The organism is Fortiea sp. LEGE XX443, assembly GCF_015206815.1.
Lineage (GTDB): Bacteria > Cyanobacteriota > Cyanobacteriia > Cyanobacteriales > Nostocaceae > Nostoc_B.
The window spans coordinates 1-17,412 of record NZ_JADEXZ010000062.1 but is presented as its reverse complement, the minus strand read 5'-3'; the positions used below and the strand labels follow the sequence as shown (position 1 = coordinate 17,412).

At 40.6% G+C, this 17,412-nt stretch carries 15 protein-coding genes and 1 tRNA gene; 10 read left to right on the top strand and 6 right to left on the bottom strand.

Annotation, left to right across the window (positions count from 1 at the left end; all coding sequences use genetic code 11):
* Nucleotides 1-161 precede the first annotated feature (161 nt).
* Nucleotides 162-902 (top strand): hypothetical protein, encoded by a 741-nt coding sequence (locus IQ259_RS20095; protein WP_193887769.1) that lies wholly within the window; start codon nt 162-164, stop codon nt 900-902.
* Nucleotides 903-905: 3 nt separating this feature from the next.
* Nucleotides 906-2,174 (top strand): hypothetical protein, encoded by a 1,269-nt coding sequence (locus IQ259_RS20090; protein WP_193887768.1) that lies wholly within the window; start codon nt 906-908, stop codon nt 2,172-2,174.
* Between the two features lie 715 nt (nt 2,175-2,889).
* Here IQ259_RS20090 and IQ259_RS20085 read toward each other — a convergent pair.
* Both IQ259_RS20085 and IQ259_RS20080 read right to left on the bottom strand, forming a co-directional pair.
* Nucleotides 2,890-2,962 (bottom strand) — tRNA-Arg (locus IQ259_RS20085).
* A 47-nt stretch (nt 2,963-3,009) separates the two neighbouring features.
* Nucleotides 3,010-4,185, bottom strand: a complete 1,176-nt coding sequence (locus IQ259_RS20080) for a murein hydrolase activator EnvC (protein WP_193887767.1) — start codon at nt 4,183-4,185, stop codon at nt 3,010-3,012.
* 214 nt (nt 4,186-4,399) lie between these two features.
* Here IQ259_RS20080 and IQ259_RS20075 point away from each other — a divergent pair, with 214 nt between their 5' ends.
* From IQ259_RS20075 to IQ259_RS20050, 6 genes are all read left to right on the top strand, one after another.
* The gene (locus tag IQ259_RS20075; protein ID WP_193887766.1) at nt 4,400-5,452 is read left to right on the top strand and encodes an aldo/keto reductase; all 1,053 of its coding nucleotides are present in this window, start codon (nt 4,400-4,402) and stop codon (nt 5,450-5,452) included.
* A gap of 130 nt (nt 5,453-5,582) precedes the next feature.
* A complete protein-coding gene (gene dps, locus IQ259_RS20070; protein ID WP_193887765.1) occupies nt 5,583-6,149 on the top strand; it encodes a DNA starvation/stationary phase protection protein Dps in 567 nt (188 codons plus the stop codon).
* Between the two features lie 375 nt (nt 6,150-6,524).
* The gene (locus tag IQ259_RS20065) at nt 6,525-7,241 is read left to right on the top strand and encodes a pirin family protein (protein ID WP_193887764.1); all 717 of its coding nucleotides are present in this window, start codon (nt 6,525-6,527) and stop codon (nt 7,239-7,241) included.
* A gap of 337 nt (nt 7,242-7,578) precedes the next feature.
* Entirely contained in the window at nt 7,579-9,030 is a 1,452-nt protein-coding gene (locus IQ259_RS20060; protein WP_193887763.1) for a sugar transferase, read from the top strand.
* Between the two features lie 229 nt (nt 9,031-9,259).
* Entirely contained in the window at nt 9,260-9,436 is a 177-nt protein-coding gene (locus IQ259_RS20055; RefSeq protein WP_193887762.1) for a hypothetical protein, read from the top strand.
* Between the two features lie 48 nt (nt 9,437-9,484).
* The gene (locus tag IQ259_RS20050; RefSeq protein WP_193887761.1) at nt 9,485-10,015 is read left to right on the top strand and encodes a universal stress protein; all 531 of its coding nucleotides are present in this window, start codon (nt 9,485-9,487) and stop codon (nt 10,013-10,015) included.
* A gap of 399 nt (nt 10,016-10,414) precedes the next feature.
* Here IQ259_RS20050 and IQ259_RS20045 read toward each other — a convergent pair whose 3' ends face one another.
* Both IQ259_RS20045 and IQ259_RS20040 read right to left on the bottom strand, forming a co-directional pair.
* Nucleotides 10,415-11,053, bottom strand: a complete 639-nt coding sequence (locus IQ259_RS20045; RefSeq protein ID WP_193887760.1) for a histidine phosphatase family protein — start codon at nt 11,051-11,053, stop codon at nt 10,415-10,417.
* Between the two features lie 254 nt (nt 11,054-11,307).
* Nucleotides 11,308-12,255 (bottom strand): NAD-dependent epimerase/dehydratase family protein, encoded by a 948-nt coding sequence (locus tag IQ259_RS20040; protein ID WP_193887759.1) that lies wholly within the window; start codon nt 12,253-12,255, stop codon nt 11,308-11,310.
* Between the two features lie 483 nt (nt 12,256-12,738).
* On the opposite strand from IQ259_RS20040, the gene purD reads away from it, so the two are divergent.
* Together purD and nblS are read left to right on the top strand one after the other, a co-directional pair.
* Nucleotides 12,739-14,022 carry a phosphoribosylamine--glycine ligase gene (purD, locus tag IQ259_RS20035; protein WP_193887758.1) on the top strand — a complete coding sequence of 428 codons (1,284 nt, stop codon included), beginning with the start codon at nt 12,739-12,741 and terminating at the stop codon, nt 14,020-14,022.
* Between the two features lie 144 nt (nt 14,023-14,166).
* Entirely contained in the window at nt 14,167-16,056 is a 1,890-nt protein-coding gene (gene nblS / locus IQ259_RS20030) for a two-component system sensor histidine kinase NblS (protein WP_193887757.1), read from the top strand.
* Nucleotides 16,057-16,075: 19 nt separating this feature from the next.
* Here nblS and IQ259_RS27610 read toward each other — a convergent pair whose 3' ends face one another.
* A complete protein-coding gene (locus tag IQ259_RS27610; protein ID WP_255525473.1) occupies nt 16,076-16,204 on the bottom strand; it encodes a hypothetical protein in 129 nt (42 codons plus the stop codon).
* 144 nt (nt 16,205-16,348) lie between these two features.
* Entirely contained in the window at nt 16,349-17,215 is an 867-nt protein-coding gene (gene glyQ, locus IQ259_RS20025; protein ID WP_193887756.1) for a glycine--tRNA ligase subunit alpha, read from the bottom strand.
* Between the last annotated feature and the right edge of the window lie 197 nt (nt 17,216-17,412).

The window sequence follows — 17,412 nt, the reverse complement described above, 5'->3', positions numbered from 1 at the left end:
GGATTTAGGGGGATCAAATCATCACGCTAAACCAACAAATAAAAAGTCCCCCTTTTTAAGGGGGATTTGGGGGGATCAGATCATCACGCTAAACCAACAAGAAAGCTTTTAAAACATCCTCCGAAACAAACCACGAACTATAAAATTATCTTAAACAAACCATGAATTATAAAATTATTCTTGCTAGTCTTGTAATCCTCACCCTCAGTCATCTACCTGCTGCTGCTTCTTGTCCCGAAGGCAGACCCAACACTACCGACTACATCCGCCGTAAATCACCCAACCGTTGCGAAGGTATCAAAGAAGAACTATTAAGCGGTAATAGCTTAACTCTAATTTCCATTGTCACCCGCAACATTGCCAGTTATGGCAAAACCCTAACATTACAAGTTCCCCAAATTCGTAACGGTAAAAATCCCCAGGTAATAGTGCAATCCTTCGGTGATAATTATCGCTATCAATTAGATGATTTGTTATTGTCTAACAATAATTCACGTTTCCGCTTTAGCTGGAATACTTATGTCCTCAGACAAGCAAAAATCCCCGCAAACACCCTCCGTGCTTCAGCATCTTATTTACTTGGTTCGCAAAAAGTTTATGTCCCCGTTATTCTAGGGCAATCTTCTGGCAAGTATGAATTTGCCTTTTATTCCGAAAGCAGAGTCAAATTCACCAGCTTTAAAATCGTCAAAATAGACTCTAAAAATAAAGAAACCACCGTCTACAGCACTACTCAACCTAACCCAAAAAGTGGTGAAACAGTTTTTACTTGGGATGGACGCAACGCCCCATCTGGACGCTATAAAATACACTACGTTGCTTTTATTGAACAAAGAAATCAACCAAGCGAACGGATCGAAAGACCAATAGAATTTGAACATAACCCCAATTGGTTAAAATAAGTCATGGCATCTCGGCAAAAAGCCAAACGCAAACCTTTCAAATTTATCAGTGCCATTCTCAGCAACAGTCGGAGTTTGTACCTACCTAAATTAGTAAATTTTATTCAGCTATGTGTTAACAAGATTAGCCAGTGTTTTAAATTTTTGAAAAAATATCTAATTAAGCACAAAACATCAGTTGTTGTTCTGTTAGTGCTTTTACTTTGTAGTGTCTTCACTTTTGCCGCAATTCTCCCAGGAAATCACATCTTTGAAGGTAATATCATTGCTCAAGAAATAACCTTTACCTATAATGGTCAGCAACCAAAACTTTTTATTCAAAATATTCGCGGCATTAAACAAATAGAAAATGAAGGTATCCAAACTCTCACTTTTACAGGTAACTTTCAAAGTCAGTCTTTACCCCAACTGAATAACTTAGACTCTTTAAAAATTCAACTTAAAGACCGCAAAAGTCGCTGGATAATCACCCCAGCAAACCCCAACGTAACCAGCACAATCGCATTGAATAACCTGCGGCTAGAACCAGAAACAAAAGTCAATGGATTGAGTTATGACTTTCAGCGTCAACAACTAGCTTTTGATTTACAACCCAAACCAAATAGTAATCCAAACACACTAGAACTATATTTAGGTGAAGAACCACTCAAAGTTATCTTAGAAGGTTATAAATTACCAGACTTAAAATTATCAAATCAATTTGACGAACAAGCACCGCTAGAATTTATTGTCAATCCAAATAATAAAGAACTTTTGTTAAAAATTCAGCAAAACACTAATATTTATCTCACCTTAAACAAACCTCCCAAAGCTGACATTCAACAATGGTTTAGAGGAAAGATAGAAACCAAAGATGTGAAATTTTTATATGTAGATAGAAACGCCAATAATAGCAGAGAAGATTTATATACTTCCGCCATTGTGGAAGGCAAAATCATCATGGCAGGGCAGGAACAGGAAATTAAACAAAATCAGTTCCTCATGGGAGAAAACCTAGATAAGCCGTTAAATATTCAACTTATCCGCCATCTCCAAATTATCCCCAATAAAGGTATAGAAGCCCGCTTTTCTGGTAAAACTCAACAAATTCAAATCGGTTTAGACGAAGATTTTCCCGTTTCTAAAATTCAAGGTAGTTGGTTAGATGGCGTTTTACCTCGTGATGCCATTATCGCCCTGTTCTCTTTTGGTGCAGCTACAGTTGCTAACCTTTTGGCTTGGTTATTTAGTAACACTTCTAACTCCGGTTCAAATAACAGCAATCAACCGTGAATAAACGTGAGATAGCCATCACCAAGGATGAGAGTTGCTAAGTTATTGCACACATACACCTCATCTATGTTGAGATTTGGAGTTTTTGATTATTCTGTTGTGTCATTGCGACGTAAGGTTTGATATAGCAGGTGACAGGGAACAGGTGACAGGTGACAGGGTTAAAAGTCTTTTAGTGCATGAGTTTTATCATTGGCCGATGTCCTAACTGCCTTGGCTACTGCTATACCTGAAACTCAAAACAGAGGGATTGCAGGCTGATTTAGCGTGATACCATTTCACTAAAAATTTGATGCAGATGTAGTGGCGTGGCAAGGCTAAAATAGTGCATTAATAAACCGCAGAGGCGCAGAGAACACAGAGATAGAAGAAAAGATTTATTGCCACATTTAAGGCTAGACACGCCAGTAGGTTGGTTTGAGGCACGAAACCCAACGCCTCAATACCTTATCATTGTTGGGTTTCACTACATTTAACCCAACCTACGTATCTGTTTCATTCTTTTCGAGAATTGGTATGAGTAGTGATAAAAATCAGGCTTATTAAGTTATCAAATGATTTATTCAGATATGTATAGGAGTAACTTATAAAATTATAAATGAATGATAACTATCTCTCAAGCCCAACCAGTACCCCTACATACAGCATTAGGGATAAAGTTGATTGAGGTGAGAGAAAATGACCTTTAGCTTTTGTGTTTAGTCTTGTAATCAAACGAGCGTGGAGGGATTTGAACCCCCGACCCACAGAACCGGAATCTGTTGCTCTATCCACTGAGCCACACGCCCTTAGTCTTCTGGATTATAACATGACCATGATAAAATTTGCCGATCGCCTAAAGATAATCAGCAGGATTTACGGGTGAACCATGACGACGCACTTCAAAATGTAGGTGTGGCCCGGTAGATAAACCTGTGGAACCAACAGCCGCGATCGCTTGTCCTCTTTGTACTCCTTGTCCTTCGGATACAAATAATTGGCTGCTGTGTCCGTAAAGGGTAGTGACACCGTTACCGTGGTCGATAATTACGGCTCTGCCATAGCCACCATACCACCCAGCAAAAATTACTGTCCCCGAATCGGCAGCACGAATTGTACTACCATAGCTGGCTGCAAAATCTAAACCTGCATGAAAGCGACGATAACCAAGAACCGGGTGTACTCGCCAGCCAAAGCGGCTGCTAGTCGGAGCATTACTGGGATAGGCAAACATCCCTGTACCGCGAATCAGAATATTTGTGCGGCTGTTGGTCTTGCTTCGCCCTTCTAGATCTGCTACCTTTTCTTGAATCAAGCTTTCCAGATTTTGAGAATCTCTTTCTAATTGATTTTCGGCTGCTTCTAAGGCTAGGCGATCGCTATTTAGGCGTTGAATTAATTCTGATTGTGACTGGGCTTGAGTTTGATAATCGGCTTTTTGTGCTAATAATTGCTGACGAATTAAGGCAATTTCATTTTTTTGTTGTTCTACGCCAGTTTTTTGCTGATTTATCTGGATTGCCTGGGTGTTGAGTTTTGCCAAAATTTTTTGGTCTGCTTGATAAAGTAACTTTAATTGATGACGGCGAGTGATAAAGTCACTGATATTATGGCTCTGCATTAAAACTGCCCAGCCTTGATTTACAGGCGATCGCTGGAGATAACGCAACCTCGCTACTGTAGCTATTTGTTGTTTTTCGTAGGTACGTTCCGCTAAAGTTAAATCGGCTTCCAACTTTTGCAGGTGTTGAGTGGCTTGTACTAATCGCGATTCACTATCTTGAATCTGAGTGTTTGTGGTGTTGATATTTTGGTTGATCCCAGTTAACCGTTTTTGGGCAAGATTTTGCACATTAGTTAAGCGATCGCGTTCTTGAATCACATTCCGCCGTTCTTGATTAATTTGTTGCTGCTGTTGTCGCAAGGTATCAACTGGTGCTGTTGTTGCATATCCTGTCAAGATTGGAACCAATACCAAACAAACACACAAAACATAACAAAATCCCAGAGAAATGATTTTCAATGCTCTCATAGCTTGAGCCTAACCACAGCAATCCTGTCAAACACTATGAGTATTCCCAAATTTCGATTCTTTCGCTCAATGTGCGATTAAAGCAAAATTCAGAAGGCTGAAAACAGACCCTAAACACTGACACAGCAAAATTTCAATATTCTCAGCAAAAACTAGCAAAGACAGAAATAGCCATCTCTCGGTACACTCAATTTCAACCAGTGAGAAAGTCATTATGAGATACAAACTCTTGGGCAAAAGTGGGTTGAGAGTCTCGGAACTCAGCTTGGGGACTATGACCTTTGGTGAAGACTGGGGTTGGGGTGCTTCTGTTGACGAAAGCCGCAAAATCTTTGATACTTTCACAGAAGCAGGTGGGAATTTTATTGACACCGCCAATGGTTACACCGATGGTAGTAGTGAAAAAATTGTCGGTGAATTCATTGCACAAGACCGGGAACGCTTTGTAGTTGCGACTAAATATTCTTTCCCTTTGCGGATGAATGAACAAAAAGGCGATCCTAATGGCAGTGGCAACCATCGCAAAAATTTGATTCAATCTTTGGAAGGTAGCCTAAAACGGCTGAATACAGACTACATAGACTTATTTTGGTTACACGCTTGGGATTTCACAACTCCTATTGAGGAAGTGATGCGATCGCTGGATGATGTAGTCCGCCAAGGTAAAGTTCTCTACATCGGGATTTCTGACGCACCGGCTTGGATTGTAGCCCAAGCTAACACTATCGCCCAATATCAAGGCTGGACACAGTTTGTGGCTTTGCAAATTGAGTATAACTTGATTCAACGGACACCAGAACGGGACTTGCTACCAATGGCTAAAGCCTTCGATTTAGCAGTCACACCGTGGTCGCCGTTGGCTGGTGGTGTACTCACAGGTAAGTATAATCAGCCTTTGCAACCAGGGGAAGAACCAGGACGATTCGCAAACACAGCGATGGGAACTGTATCAGAACGCAGTTTAGCGATCGCAGAGGTGGTCAGTCAAGTTGCTGCCGAAATCGGCCGTTCACCTTCCCAGGTAGCATTAGCTTGGTTACGCGCCCAAAGTGGTGTGATTATTCCCATCGTCGGCGCACGCAAACTCAGCCAATTTCAAGATAACTTGGCTTGTTTAGATATCACCTTATCACCAGAGCATCTGCAACGCCTGAATGAAGTTAGTCAAATTGAACTTGGTTTTCCCCATGACTTCTTGCAAAATGATGCGATCCGCGATCGCCTTTTTGGTGGAACATTCCATGCGATCGACAACCATCACATGTGAATTACGGAGAATTCCAGAGAATGATTAAGATAATAATCCATTAACGGCGAAAAGCCATCTGTCTCCAGGGAGTTTCGCCAACACAGCCACTCTCTATAAACTCATTGTGTCGATCAAAAAACGTAGAACCATGAGCGACAACAAGCAGACATCCCGCCTTTACCCCTCTCGCATCGATATTCCTGCTGAGTCACGTTCCCAAATCGTGACCATTCTTAATCAAACATTAGCAGCTACCTTGGATCTGAGAACCCAAACCAAGCAAGCGCACTGGAACGTTAAAGGGACAGACTTTTATCAGTTGCATGAATTGTTTGATGAGATTGCTGGGGAATTAGAAGCATACGTAGATATGGTTGCTGAACGGATCACGGCTTTAGGTGGCTACGCTTTCGGAACAGCTAGACTTGCTGCTAGTAACTCTATCTTGCCAGAATATCCCCTCAACATTTTGGATGGCAAAGACCATGTAACAGCATTGGCAGACCGCTTTGCACCCTATGGTAAACATATCAGAGAAGCGATCGCCAAAACCAACGACTTAGGTGATGCAGATACCGCTGACCTTTACACCGAAATTTCTCGCACCATTGACAAACGACTCTGGTTCTTGGAAGCTCATCTGCAAGTAGCCGAAATCAATGCAGAAAATGGTACAACTGCGCCGAAAGCTCAAACACCAGATGCTGTGAGATAAATACTTTCAAACTTCATAGTATCTTTTTGGTAAGTACGTCACTTTTAAGTGCGTACTTTTCATTTTGTAGGTACATATTCTAATATTTAAATAAGCCGAAATCAAGCTAGATAAATAAAAAATTATCTTTTTGATTAAGTAGAAAGGTGCAAATAAACCGAACTATGTAGCGGAAAGTAAAGTAGCTTGAAAACCTCTTCCCTTCTGCCCTCTGCCTCCTGCCTTGTCATAACGACAATTTTTAGCACCGACCTACTTAGCTGTTTATCAATGTTTTAAATCTTGCGAGCCAATTTTATCGTTATGTAATTTATTGATCAGCGATCGCCAGCATATTTTAGAAATTCCAAAAACCAAACTAACTGAGGTAATTTTATGTCTCAAAATACAATTAACTATCTAGTTCATGATAGAAATCATCGAGGTCATAGTCAAACAGGCTGGCTTGATAGTTACCACACATTTTCCTTTAGCCATTTTCAAGATCCAAACCGCATGGGATTCCGCTCTCTGCGGGTAATTAACGACGATCGCATTGCTCCTGGTGCGGGTTTCCCTACCCACGGTCATCGGGATATGGAAATTCTCACCTATGTACTATCTGGCGCTGTAGAGCATAAAGACAGTTTGGGTACAGGGTCAGTAATTCGTCCTGGTGATGCACAAATTATGAGTGCTGGCACAGGAATCATGCACAGTGAATTTAATCCCTCACCCACTGAACCACTGCACTTACTCCAAATCTGGATTTTACCAGACACTCAAAAATTAACTCCTAGATATGAACAAAAGGCATTTTCTCTAGCAGAAAAACGCGGTAAATTATGCTTAATTGCTGCCAAAGATGGACGCGATGGTGCAGTCACTATTCATCAAGATGTTGATTTATACGCCTCCGTTTTAGAAAGCGGTGATACTGTGAATTATCATCTGCAACGCGATCGCTATGGTTGGTTACAAATAGCTCAAGGTATAGCCACCTTAAACGGTGAAGAACTCAGAGCAGGCGATGGCGTACAAATCAGCAGCGAAGAACAACTTGAAATTACCACCAATGTTGGTGCGGAAATTCTACTTTTCGATTTAGGTTGATATTTTGTAGAGACGTTACATATAACGTTTTTACAGCAATCCTATTTGATTTGTGAAAATAAATAAGCTAAGATACCCGACTTCTCAAAAAAAAGAAGTCGGGTATCTTATTGTTTACAAAAAATAACAATACTTTTACTTGAGAACTTTTACGCGTCTTATAAGGCAATTCATACTCAAAACTTACTAACCTCTGAGTTTGCAGCAGATTCTCTTCTATGTATTTCTGTATCTCACTCATATTTTTAGGTTAAAAAACTTATAACGATGTTCTTCCATCATGAAATACACTATTTTGAAGATGTCTATTGTTTAATACACCAAGACAAGTCCGTATATGAGTCATCAAAGTACTACCGTCAAGCATGTAACTAATGACAATAATTTGCGTACTTCGGCTCCAGATTTACGCGCTTCTGCATTTTTCAAAGTTAGCAAAGGAGCTTGGTGGCTACGGATAATAACATTAATATTAGTAGATTGCTTTGTCTTATTCTTAGCTTGGACATTAACTCAATATCAGGCTTTTCCTGTAGATGTTGCTGGGTATGCACCAAGAAACTACATACCTAAATTAATTTTAATACAAATAGGAGCATTATTTCTCCAAGGTACGTATCAATCAGGCAAGCAACGTTATGACTATTTTAATATTATTAAAACGCTAACTTTTGCCCACGGATTAATATTATTCATCAGCATTTTATATCAACCTATTATAGAAGTTACAAAATTTATATTAACTGTATCTTGGTTGCTGTGTACAACTTTAGTTATTACTAGTAGATTCGTCGTTGAAGTAACTCTGAAATATTTACGTCAGCGAAAAATCCTAGGTTGTAACTCCGTTTTTATTATTTGTGAACCTGAACACCATGAACAAGTTATTAATTTTATTAAAAATGAAAAACGTTACATAATTCGTGGATTTGATACAGCCACATCATTAGATAGATGTAATCGTGAAAATACTTTAGAAAAACTAAACAATCTCAATATAACGGAAGTTTTTATTGCTGGAGATGCTATCAAAAATAGAATGTTTTTATGCTGGCTATTTCAAGCATCAGGCATAACTGTAAATATTCTACCCATGCAATTGAAACCAATACACAGACAAGTGTATTTCCAAAAAATCGGAGGAATGCCTTGTTTAAGTGTTAGTTGTCCCACAATTATAGGTAGAGATTTTTGGATAAAGCGGGTTTTTGACTTTTGTTTTACGTCCTTGTTTTTAATTTCCACATTCCCTATTTATTTAGCGATCGCTACAGCAATCAAACTAGATTCTCCAGGGCCAATATTTTATAAACAAATGCGGATCGGTTTACATGGAAAGCCATTTCAAGTATGGAAATTCCGGACAATGCGACCTGATGCAGATAAACACCAAAAAGAGTTAGAAGCTTTAAATGAAACAAAAGACGGTATTATTTTCAAAATCAAAGACGATCCTCGCATTACTCGGATAGGTAAACTTCTCCGTCGTTACAGCTTAGATGAATTACCACAACTATTTAACGTTCTTTTAGGAGAAATGAGTCTTGTAGGCCCTCGTCCACTCCCGACTAGAGATGTAGATAAATTTTTAGACCACCATTTCCTGCGTCAAGAAGTTTTACCTGGTGTTACAGGTCTTTGGCAAGTCTCAGGCCGTTCAAACATTTTGGATTTTGAACAAGTCATCAATCTGGATATGAGCTACATTGAAAATTGGTCACTGCAATTAGATTTTGAAATTTTACTTAAAACAGTTAAGGTTGTTTTGAATAAAGAAGGCGCATACTAAAGGTAACTTAATTTTTACATAACACAACTAGTTAAATTAAAAACCTGTATAAATTAAAACAAGTTAGACAACAATATCCAAAATTGGTGACTGTATCTTCACAAGTTCCTCAAATTATCTTTCTATAAACAAGAGTGAGAGACCTAAGAGCCAATCAATATTCAAAACTGGCGAAGAAATTACCGTCACTTGCGCCGGAAGTGAAACAGGGAAAGTATATCAAGGTTTATTGACCTACGAAGTGCAAGAATTACCTTTAGAAAAATGCCCTCGCACCCACACGCAAATCATGATGAATTTGGCTAATCCTTTGGTCGAACAAGGAATTGATCCTATTAGTCTCAACCCCGACTCCGTACTCAAAACCCTTTTAAAAATTGCTTCTGCTGAAGAAAGCAAACTTTAAGAGAAAGCAGCAAGCGTAACTAATAACTATTCAATCAGGACTTTGGCTATGTTTAGAAAAATTTTAGTAGCAGTTAACAATACAGAAATTGGTCGGCAGGTTTTTGAACAAGCCCTATGTTTAGCAACATTAACTAATGCTGAATTGATGTTGCTGCAAGTTATCTCACCTTTTAATGATGACTACCAGAATACTTCTGAAATGGAAACACATAGTCGCTATGCTTCTTCCCAAATTCATAGTGTGCAATATTACGTAGGGCAGTGGGAATTACTGAAGCAACAAGGAGTTGAATTTTTAACATTACTCACCAATCAGGCGATCGCCAAAGGTGTAGCAGCAGAATTTACCCAAGAACTAGGTGATCCCAGTCGCATGATTTGTGAAGTAGCTCGAAATTGGAACGCTGACGTGATAGTTATCGGTCGTCGTGGTTTGAGTGGAATTAGTGAGTTGTTTCTTGGTAGCGTTAGCAATTATGTTTTACACCATGCACCTTGTTCAGTTCTCACAGTTCAAGGGGCAATTTCTGTAACTACGGATACCCCAACAACAACCTCAACGGTTCCCACTACTTAACTTAATGGAGTTATTAACTACTTGCTTATTCCGGAAAGTGACAGAAGAAGGATAAATCCAAGAAAAAAGGTTTTAGTAAAATTCTGTTACGTGTCGTTGAGTACACGGTTGACTATGGAGATTTTGGATGAGAAGACTCCTACTCGGTAGGACAGAAGTAATCCTCGCTTAGTCCAAAAAACTCGTTCCAAATTTCCGTCTAAGAAACCTATTCATCGTGGCACTGCTACTCAACGTCGCTTACTCAATTTTTCCATGATCAATACTGCTTAATTCTTAAGCGAAAAGTATTGAATGCGATTCATCATTTCATCCCTAAATTCAGCAACGCCCAAAAATTTAATTTTTATAAATTCGATGGGTGGGTTAGCCATTAAAAGTAACCCACCCAACAAACAACTAAGTTCCGGGTAAATTACGTAAGTATTCGCTGAAATGAGAACGATCTGCTAAAGTGTGCAACAACGGCCCATGAGAAGTAAATTCCACAACACTAACAGAACCGACTGGACAACCCAAGCGATAACGAAAACGCCCCACATCAATACCCAGCAAGCTACACAGCATAGTTCTAATAGTGGCCTTATGAGACACAACTAAAACATTACCACTGGTGTAAAGATGCTTAATTTCTTCAATCACTCCCATCGCACGAGAAGCAATTGTGATGGCCATTTCTCCACCAGTAGGTGCATACCAAGCCGGGTCTGCTGACCAGCGCAGATAATCATCATGATATTGTTTACTAATGAATTCTGGGGTTTTGCCTTCCCACTCGCCATAGTTAATTTCTTTTAACCCTTCGCGCAGTTGTGGTTCTATGCCTATAGCTGTACACAGAGGTTTGGCTGTGGCTATAGCCCGGCCCATAGGACTACAAAAAATAGCTGTCCAAGGACGAGAACTGTAAGCATTTGCAAAAGCCTCAGCCATATCCAAGCCTTCTGGGGTAAGTTCCGAGTTTATGGAACCACAAAAAGCATTACTGCGACTACATTCTGTTTGTCCGTGACGGAGAAAATAAATAGATAAGCTCAAGGTAGATTCTCGCTAGTGTTCAAAGAGTATTAAATAATGCTTTGTTTATCACCTGTTTAAGGGCATACTACCATAGCCATCCAATTCACCACCGAAACCAAGCATAAACCCAATACCACAATCGACAATCAGCGATGCCCCAAATCTTTTCGGTTTATTGCAATAGACATCGACCGAATTTAAATAGGCATTATCTAGAACCATTGTAGAGACATAGCAGTGCTACGTCTTGACATTTTTTTGGAGATGTCTAATTAATACAACGTCTTCACCCATTGCCATTCTTGTGCCAATCCCTCTCTCAGAGGAACTTGCGGCTGATATCCCAAAATTTTCTGAGCTTTAGATATATCCGCCGCCGTGTGGCGTGCATCTCCCATTGCTTTTTCTATGTGGTTTTTCTTAATAGGTTTGCCGACAATTTCTGCCATTGTGTCTAAAACTTCTGTTAAAACTACCCTGCTACCACCACCAATGTTAAAAATTTCGCCTACTGCTGCTGGTACGGTAGCAGCGACTAAATTTGCTGCTATGACATCACTAACATAAGTAAAGTCTCGAGTTTGCTGTCCATCACCATAAATAGGAATTGCTTCATCTTGCAAAACAGCTTTGAAAAATTTATGAAATGCCATATCTGGGCGCTGTCTGGTTCCATAAACTGTGAAATAACGTAGTGAAACAATTGGCACACCAAAGTTTTTTTGATATAGTCCACACAAACGCTCTGCTGCTAACTTAGTAATGCCATAAGGCGAAACAGGATGAGGAAAAATACTTTCGTCGGTAGGTAAAGTTTCTGCATCACCATAGACGCTAGAAGTTGAAGCAAATACCAATCTTTTGAGGTTTTTAGCATTCTTTGCTGCTTCTAATAAAACTTGTGTGGCGTTAATATTACGTTCAGTATAAGCGCGAAAACTTTGACCCCAACTAGCCCTTACCCCTGCTTGTGCTGCCTGATGGTAAATAATTTTTACATCTTGGAGTAATGTTGTCCAATCTAAAAATTGAATATTCCCTTCAATCAATGTAAAGTTAGAGTAGCTGTTTAAATAAGCAATATTCTTACGTTTGAACATCGGATCGTAGTAATCATTAAATTCATCAATACCGATTATTTCTTCTCCTTGTTTTAAAAGTGTTTCGACAAGGTGAGAACCAATAAATCCTGCTGCTCCTGTAACAATAACTTTAGCCATTCCCTAATTTACCTATTTTCTTGATATTTCCCTGACTGCAATATTCATGCTAAATTCTGTACGAAGCCGCAGATAGCACAGCGGTAGCGAGTCCGCGATCATCTGAACTCTTGGTGAAACACGACACTAAAGCTCAAATTTAGTAGTTTACAATTAGTGGCGGTTTTTTCTCCCACTAATTGATCCCGATTTCTGAATTTTAACGAATGTATTATTTTTAATTAAGCACCTGGACAGAATTAATTACACAAATTTTTGACTGTAACCTGTCCCCTATATCCACCGATGATCTTAATTATGTCCGACTACTTATTCTCCTCTGCCTCATCAAGGACTTGCATCTGTACCTAAATTAGTGAAAAATTGATCCGCGAGTAGCCTTAGTACGGCGTGGTGCAAGAGTTAGGAAGATTAAGTCTTTTGACTTTTGACTTTTGACTTCCTAGGGTATTCTCGTGTCACAAGGGACGCAAGAGGAAATCAGTGAAAGTTTTAGTTGTAGGTAACGGGGGGCGTGAACACGCTCTAGCATGGAAATTATTGCAATCCCAGCAAATTGAGCAAGTTATCTGTGTGCCGGGGAATGGCGGCACAGCCAGCATGGTAGGTTGCCAAAATTTGCCCTTGGAAGTCGATGACTTTGAGCGCATGAGCCAATACGCACTAGCACAAGGTATTTCGCTGGTGGTTGTCGGGCCAGAAGTCCCTCTGGCGAAGGGAATTACAGATTACTTGCAAGCTAAGGGACTGATGGTATTTGGCCCTATCAAAGCTGGAGCGCAAATTGAAGCCAGCAAGGCTTGGGCAAAGTCCCTGATGCAGGAAGCAGGAATTCCTACTGCTAAGGCTGCGGTATTTACTGAGGCAGCAGCAGCTAAATCTTATGTGAAAGCTCAGGGTGCGCCGATAGTTGTGAAAGCTGATGGCTTGGCAGCAGGGAAAGGTGTAACAGTAGCTACTACAAGGGAACAGGCAGAAAGCGCCATTGATGCCATTTTCCAAGGGCAGTTTGGTAGTGCTGGTGAGTTTGTCGTCATTGAAGACTGTTTAATTGGACAAGAGGTATCGGTTTTAGCCTTGACTGATGGGTTAACAATTCGCGCACTGCTGCCCGCTCAAGACCATAAACGGGTTGGAGAAGGCGATACTGGTGAAAATACTGGGGGGATGGGAGCATATGCACCAACGCCGATCGCCACAACAGAATTAATGGCACGCGTGCAAACAGAGGTGTTAGAAAAAGCGATCGCTACTCTCCGCAACAAAGGCATAGACTACCGTGGTGTACTTTACGCTGGTTTGATGATTACACCCGATGGCGATTTTAAGGTGTTGGAATTTAACTGTCGTTTTGGTGATCCCGAAACTCAGGTGATTTTACCCTTGTTGGCAACTCCCTTAGAAGAGTTACTTCTGGCTTGTGTAGAACAGCGTTTAGGAGAAATGCCCCCCATCGCTTGGCACAGTGGCGCAGCAGCTACTGTAGTGGCGGCCTCTGATGGTTATCCTGGGGATTATGCCAAAGGTAAGGTGATTACTGGCATTGGCGAGGCACAAGCCGCGGGAGTTACCGTATTCCATGCCGGCACAAAATTGAATGAGCAACAGCAAATCGTGACTGATGGGGGGCGCGTGTTAAATATTACTGGCACAGGCGAAAATTTTCAGCAAGCGATCGCTCAAGCCTACACAGGTCTGCAATTCATTCAGTTTGAAGGAATATATTATAGGAGAGACATCGGTCATCGAGTGCTGACCGAAGGATGAAGCATCAAGTCTAAAGTGTGAAATTTGATTTTTCATACTTGAGACTTCAACCTTTATCCCTATCTCTATCATTTTGATCAAATTAACTGTTAATTTTTTAGTTGTTGGGGTTTATCACAAAAACTACTAACAACTCTATAAAAAATGCTGGCTCTGTTAAAGACAATCCGAGAAGCGATCGCCAATTGGTGGTCAGATTTCACCCTCCAAACTAAGCTTTTAGCTGTTGCCACTTTAGTGGTTTCTTTGGTAATGAGTGGTCTGACCTTTTGGGCTGTAAATACAATTCAGCAGGATGCGCGTCTGAATGACACCCGCTTCGGCCGCGACTTGGGACTGCTGCTTGCTGCCAACGTTACCCCCCTCATTGCGGAAAATAATCTCACTGAAGTAGCCCAATTTTCCCAAAGATTTTACAGCAGTACTTCTAGCGTGAGGTATATGCTCTACGCTGATGACACTGGCAAAATCTTTTTTGGAATTCCGTTTTGGGAACCAGAAGTAGAGAATTCACTCACGATTGAGCGGCGGATACAACTGCCAGAAGATTATCCTGGTGACGACGATAAGCCAATGGTACGGCAACACATGACCCCAGATGGAGCTGTCACCGATGTGTTTGTACCGCTCATCGTCAATCAAAAATATCTGGGTGTTTTGGCTATTGGGATCAATCCCAACCAAACCGCAGTTATCTCCACTAATTTCACCCGTGATGTCACCATTGCCGTATTTATCACAATTTGGGTAATGGTAATTTTGGCGGGTGTAATTAATGCTTTAACCATCACCAAGCCAATTAAGGAATTGCTTGTCGGAGTAAAACAAATCGCCACAGGCAATTTCAAGCAGCGGATCGACTTACCCCTAGGCGGTGAACTAGGAGAGTTAATTCTCAGTTTTAATGAAATGGCAGAGCGCCTAGAGCGCTATGAAGAACAAAATATTGAAGAACTAACCGCAGAAAAAGCCAAACTAGAAACCTTAGTTTCAACTATTGCTGATGGTGCTGTGTTGATTGATAACAACATGCAGGTGATTTTAGTTAACCCCACAGCACGAAGGATTTTTGGCTGGGAAGGTAATGATGTCGTGGGTAGTAATGTGTTACATCAATTACCCTCACAAATACAAATGGAAATCACTCGTCCCTTGTACGAAATGGCAGCAGGTGAATGCGAAAGTGCCGAGTTTCGCATTCATCTCAACCAACCAGCTAAACGTACCATCCGAATTCTATTGACTACAGTACTCAACCTCCAACGCGAGAGTATTAAAGGAATTGCGATTACTGTACAAGATATTACGCGAGAAGTAGAACTCAACGAAGCCAAGAGCCAATTTATTAGCAACGTTTCTCATGAACTGCGGACACCATTATTTAATATCAAATCTTTTATTGAAACTTTGCATGACTACGGCGAAGACTTGAGTATAGAACAGCGCCAAGATTTTCTCAAAACTGTTAACCATGAAACCGATCGCCTAACTCGCTTAGTTAATGATGTTTTAGATTTGTCTAAGTTAGAATCAGGTCGTAGTTACAACTTTGATGGTGTAGACCTCGCCCAAGCTATTGAACAAACACTGCGAACTTACCAACTCAATGCTAAAGATAAGGGCATTGAACTCATTCAAGAAGTTGACCCTAATTTACCCCTCGTTATGGGTAATTATGATTTGTTGTTGCAAGTCTTAGCTAATTTGGTGGGAAATGCTCTGAAATTTACCAAAGCAGGCGGTAAAGTCGCTATCCGCACCTACCAGTTAGATCCCAAGCCGCGCTCTCACAATCAGTCTCCGCGAGTGCGCGTGGAAGTATCTGATACAGGCATTGGTATCGGCTCAGAAGACCAACAGGCAATTTTTGACCGCTTCTTCCGTGTTGAAAACCGAGTTCATACCCTAGAAGGTACTGGTTTGGGTTTATCAATTGTCAGAAATATTGTCGAAAGGCATGGTAGTAAAGTTCAATTGGTAAGTAAAATCGGCATAGGTACAACTTTTTGGTTTGATCTAGCTTTATTTGATTAATAAGCATATTTCAGTTCGATTATGAATTATTCTGAGTCTGGGAAATTTCTAGACTCTTTAGATACTGTAATTCATCATCTTGAGTCACACCTTCACGGCGAAATTCCGGTTGATAATCAACTATTGCACTCTTTGGTGTTTTGTGCATTACTACAACGCATCATTACCTGTTTAGCACTATCAATGTGCGAAACCCTCATAATATAGGGATTGAATTGAGATAACTAAAGTTGGCAAAAATTAAAATTCCCAAAACTTGGTCGTTTTGGGTTGTATAAACTGATTTAAGTGTTTATTTCAGCAAAGGTAAACCCAGAGTTTCTCTCTGTTCTACATATAGTTGTGCAACTCTCCGTGCCAAATGGCGAATCCTGGCAATGTAGCGAGTTCTTTCCGTAACAGAAATTACGCCTCTGGCATCCAGTAAATTAAACGTGTGCGAACACTTCATTACATAGTCTAAGCTTGGTAAAACTAATCCTCGCTCTGTCAATTTGGTCGCTTCCTGCTCATACAAGTTAAACAGTGTTAGCAGTAACTCAGGATTCGATGCTTCAAAGTTATAGGTACTCTGCTCAATCTCGTTTTGCAGAAAAACATCTCCATAGGTAATGTTGTCTGTCCACTGAATCTGAGTAAATGCTTCCACTTGCTGGAGATACATCGTTAATCGCTCTAACCCGTATGTAATCTCAATCGATACCGGACGGCAATCTATTCCTCCACATTGTTGGAAGTAAGTAAATTGAGTAATTTCCATCCCATCTAACCATACTTCCCAACCAGTACCCCAAGCACCGACTGTCGCATCTTCCCAGTTATCTTCGACAAACCGAATATCATGCTCTTCAGGATGAATGCCCAAAGCCCTTAAAGAATTCAGATAAATTTCTTGAATATTATCCGGTGATGGCTTAATCAGAACTTGGTACTGGTAATAATGTTGGAAACGATTGGGGTTTTCACCGTAGCGCCCATCTGTAGGACGACGACATGGTTCAACATAGGCAACAGCCCACGGTTCCGGCCCCAATGCTCTTAAAAATGTATGAGGATTTTTAGTACCCGCCCCCTTTTCTATGTCGTAAGGTTGACCAATCAAACAACCGCGATCGCTCCAAAACTGATACAGTGTGGCTATTACAGACTGAAAATTCACGCTCTACCCTTCCTCTCTCAGTACAGTGCATCCACTATTGTGGACTAGAAAGGGAGTGTATAGGGAGATGAGAGGGGATAAAAAAAGTTAAAAAAAAGGTTGACACGCTCAAAGAAGATAGATATATTAGATAAGTGCCTGAGAGACGAGCGCTGCAAAGCGGAGTCCGAGGGAGCCGAACCTTGAAAATATTATAG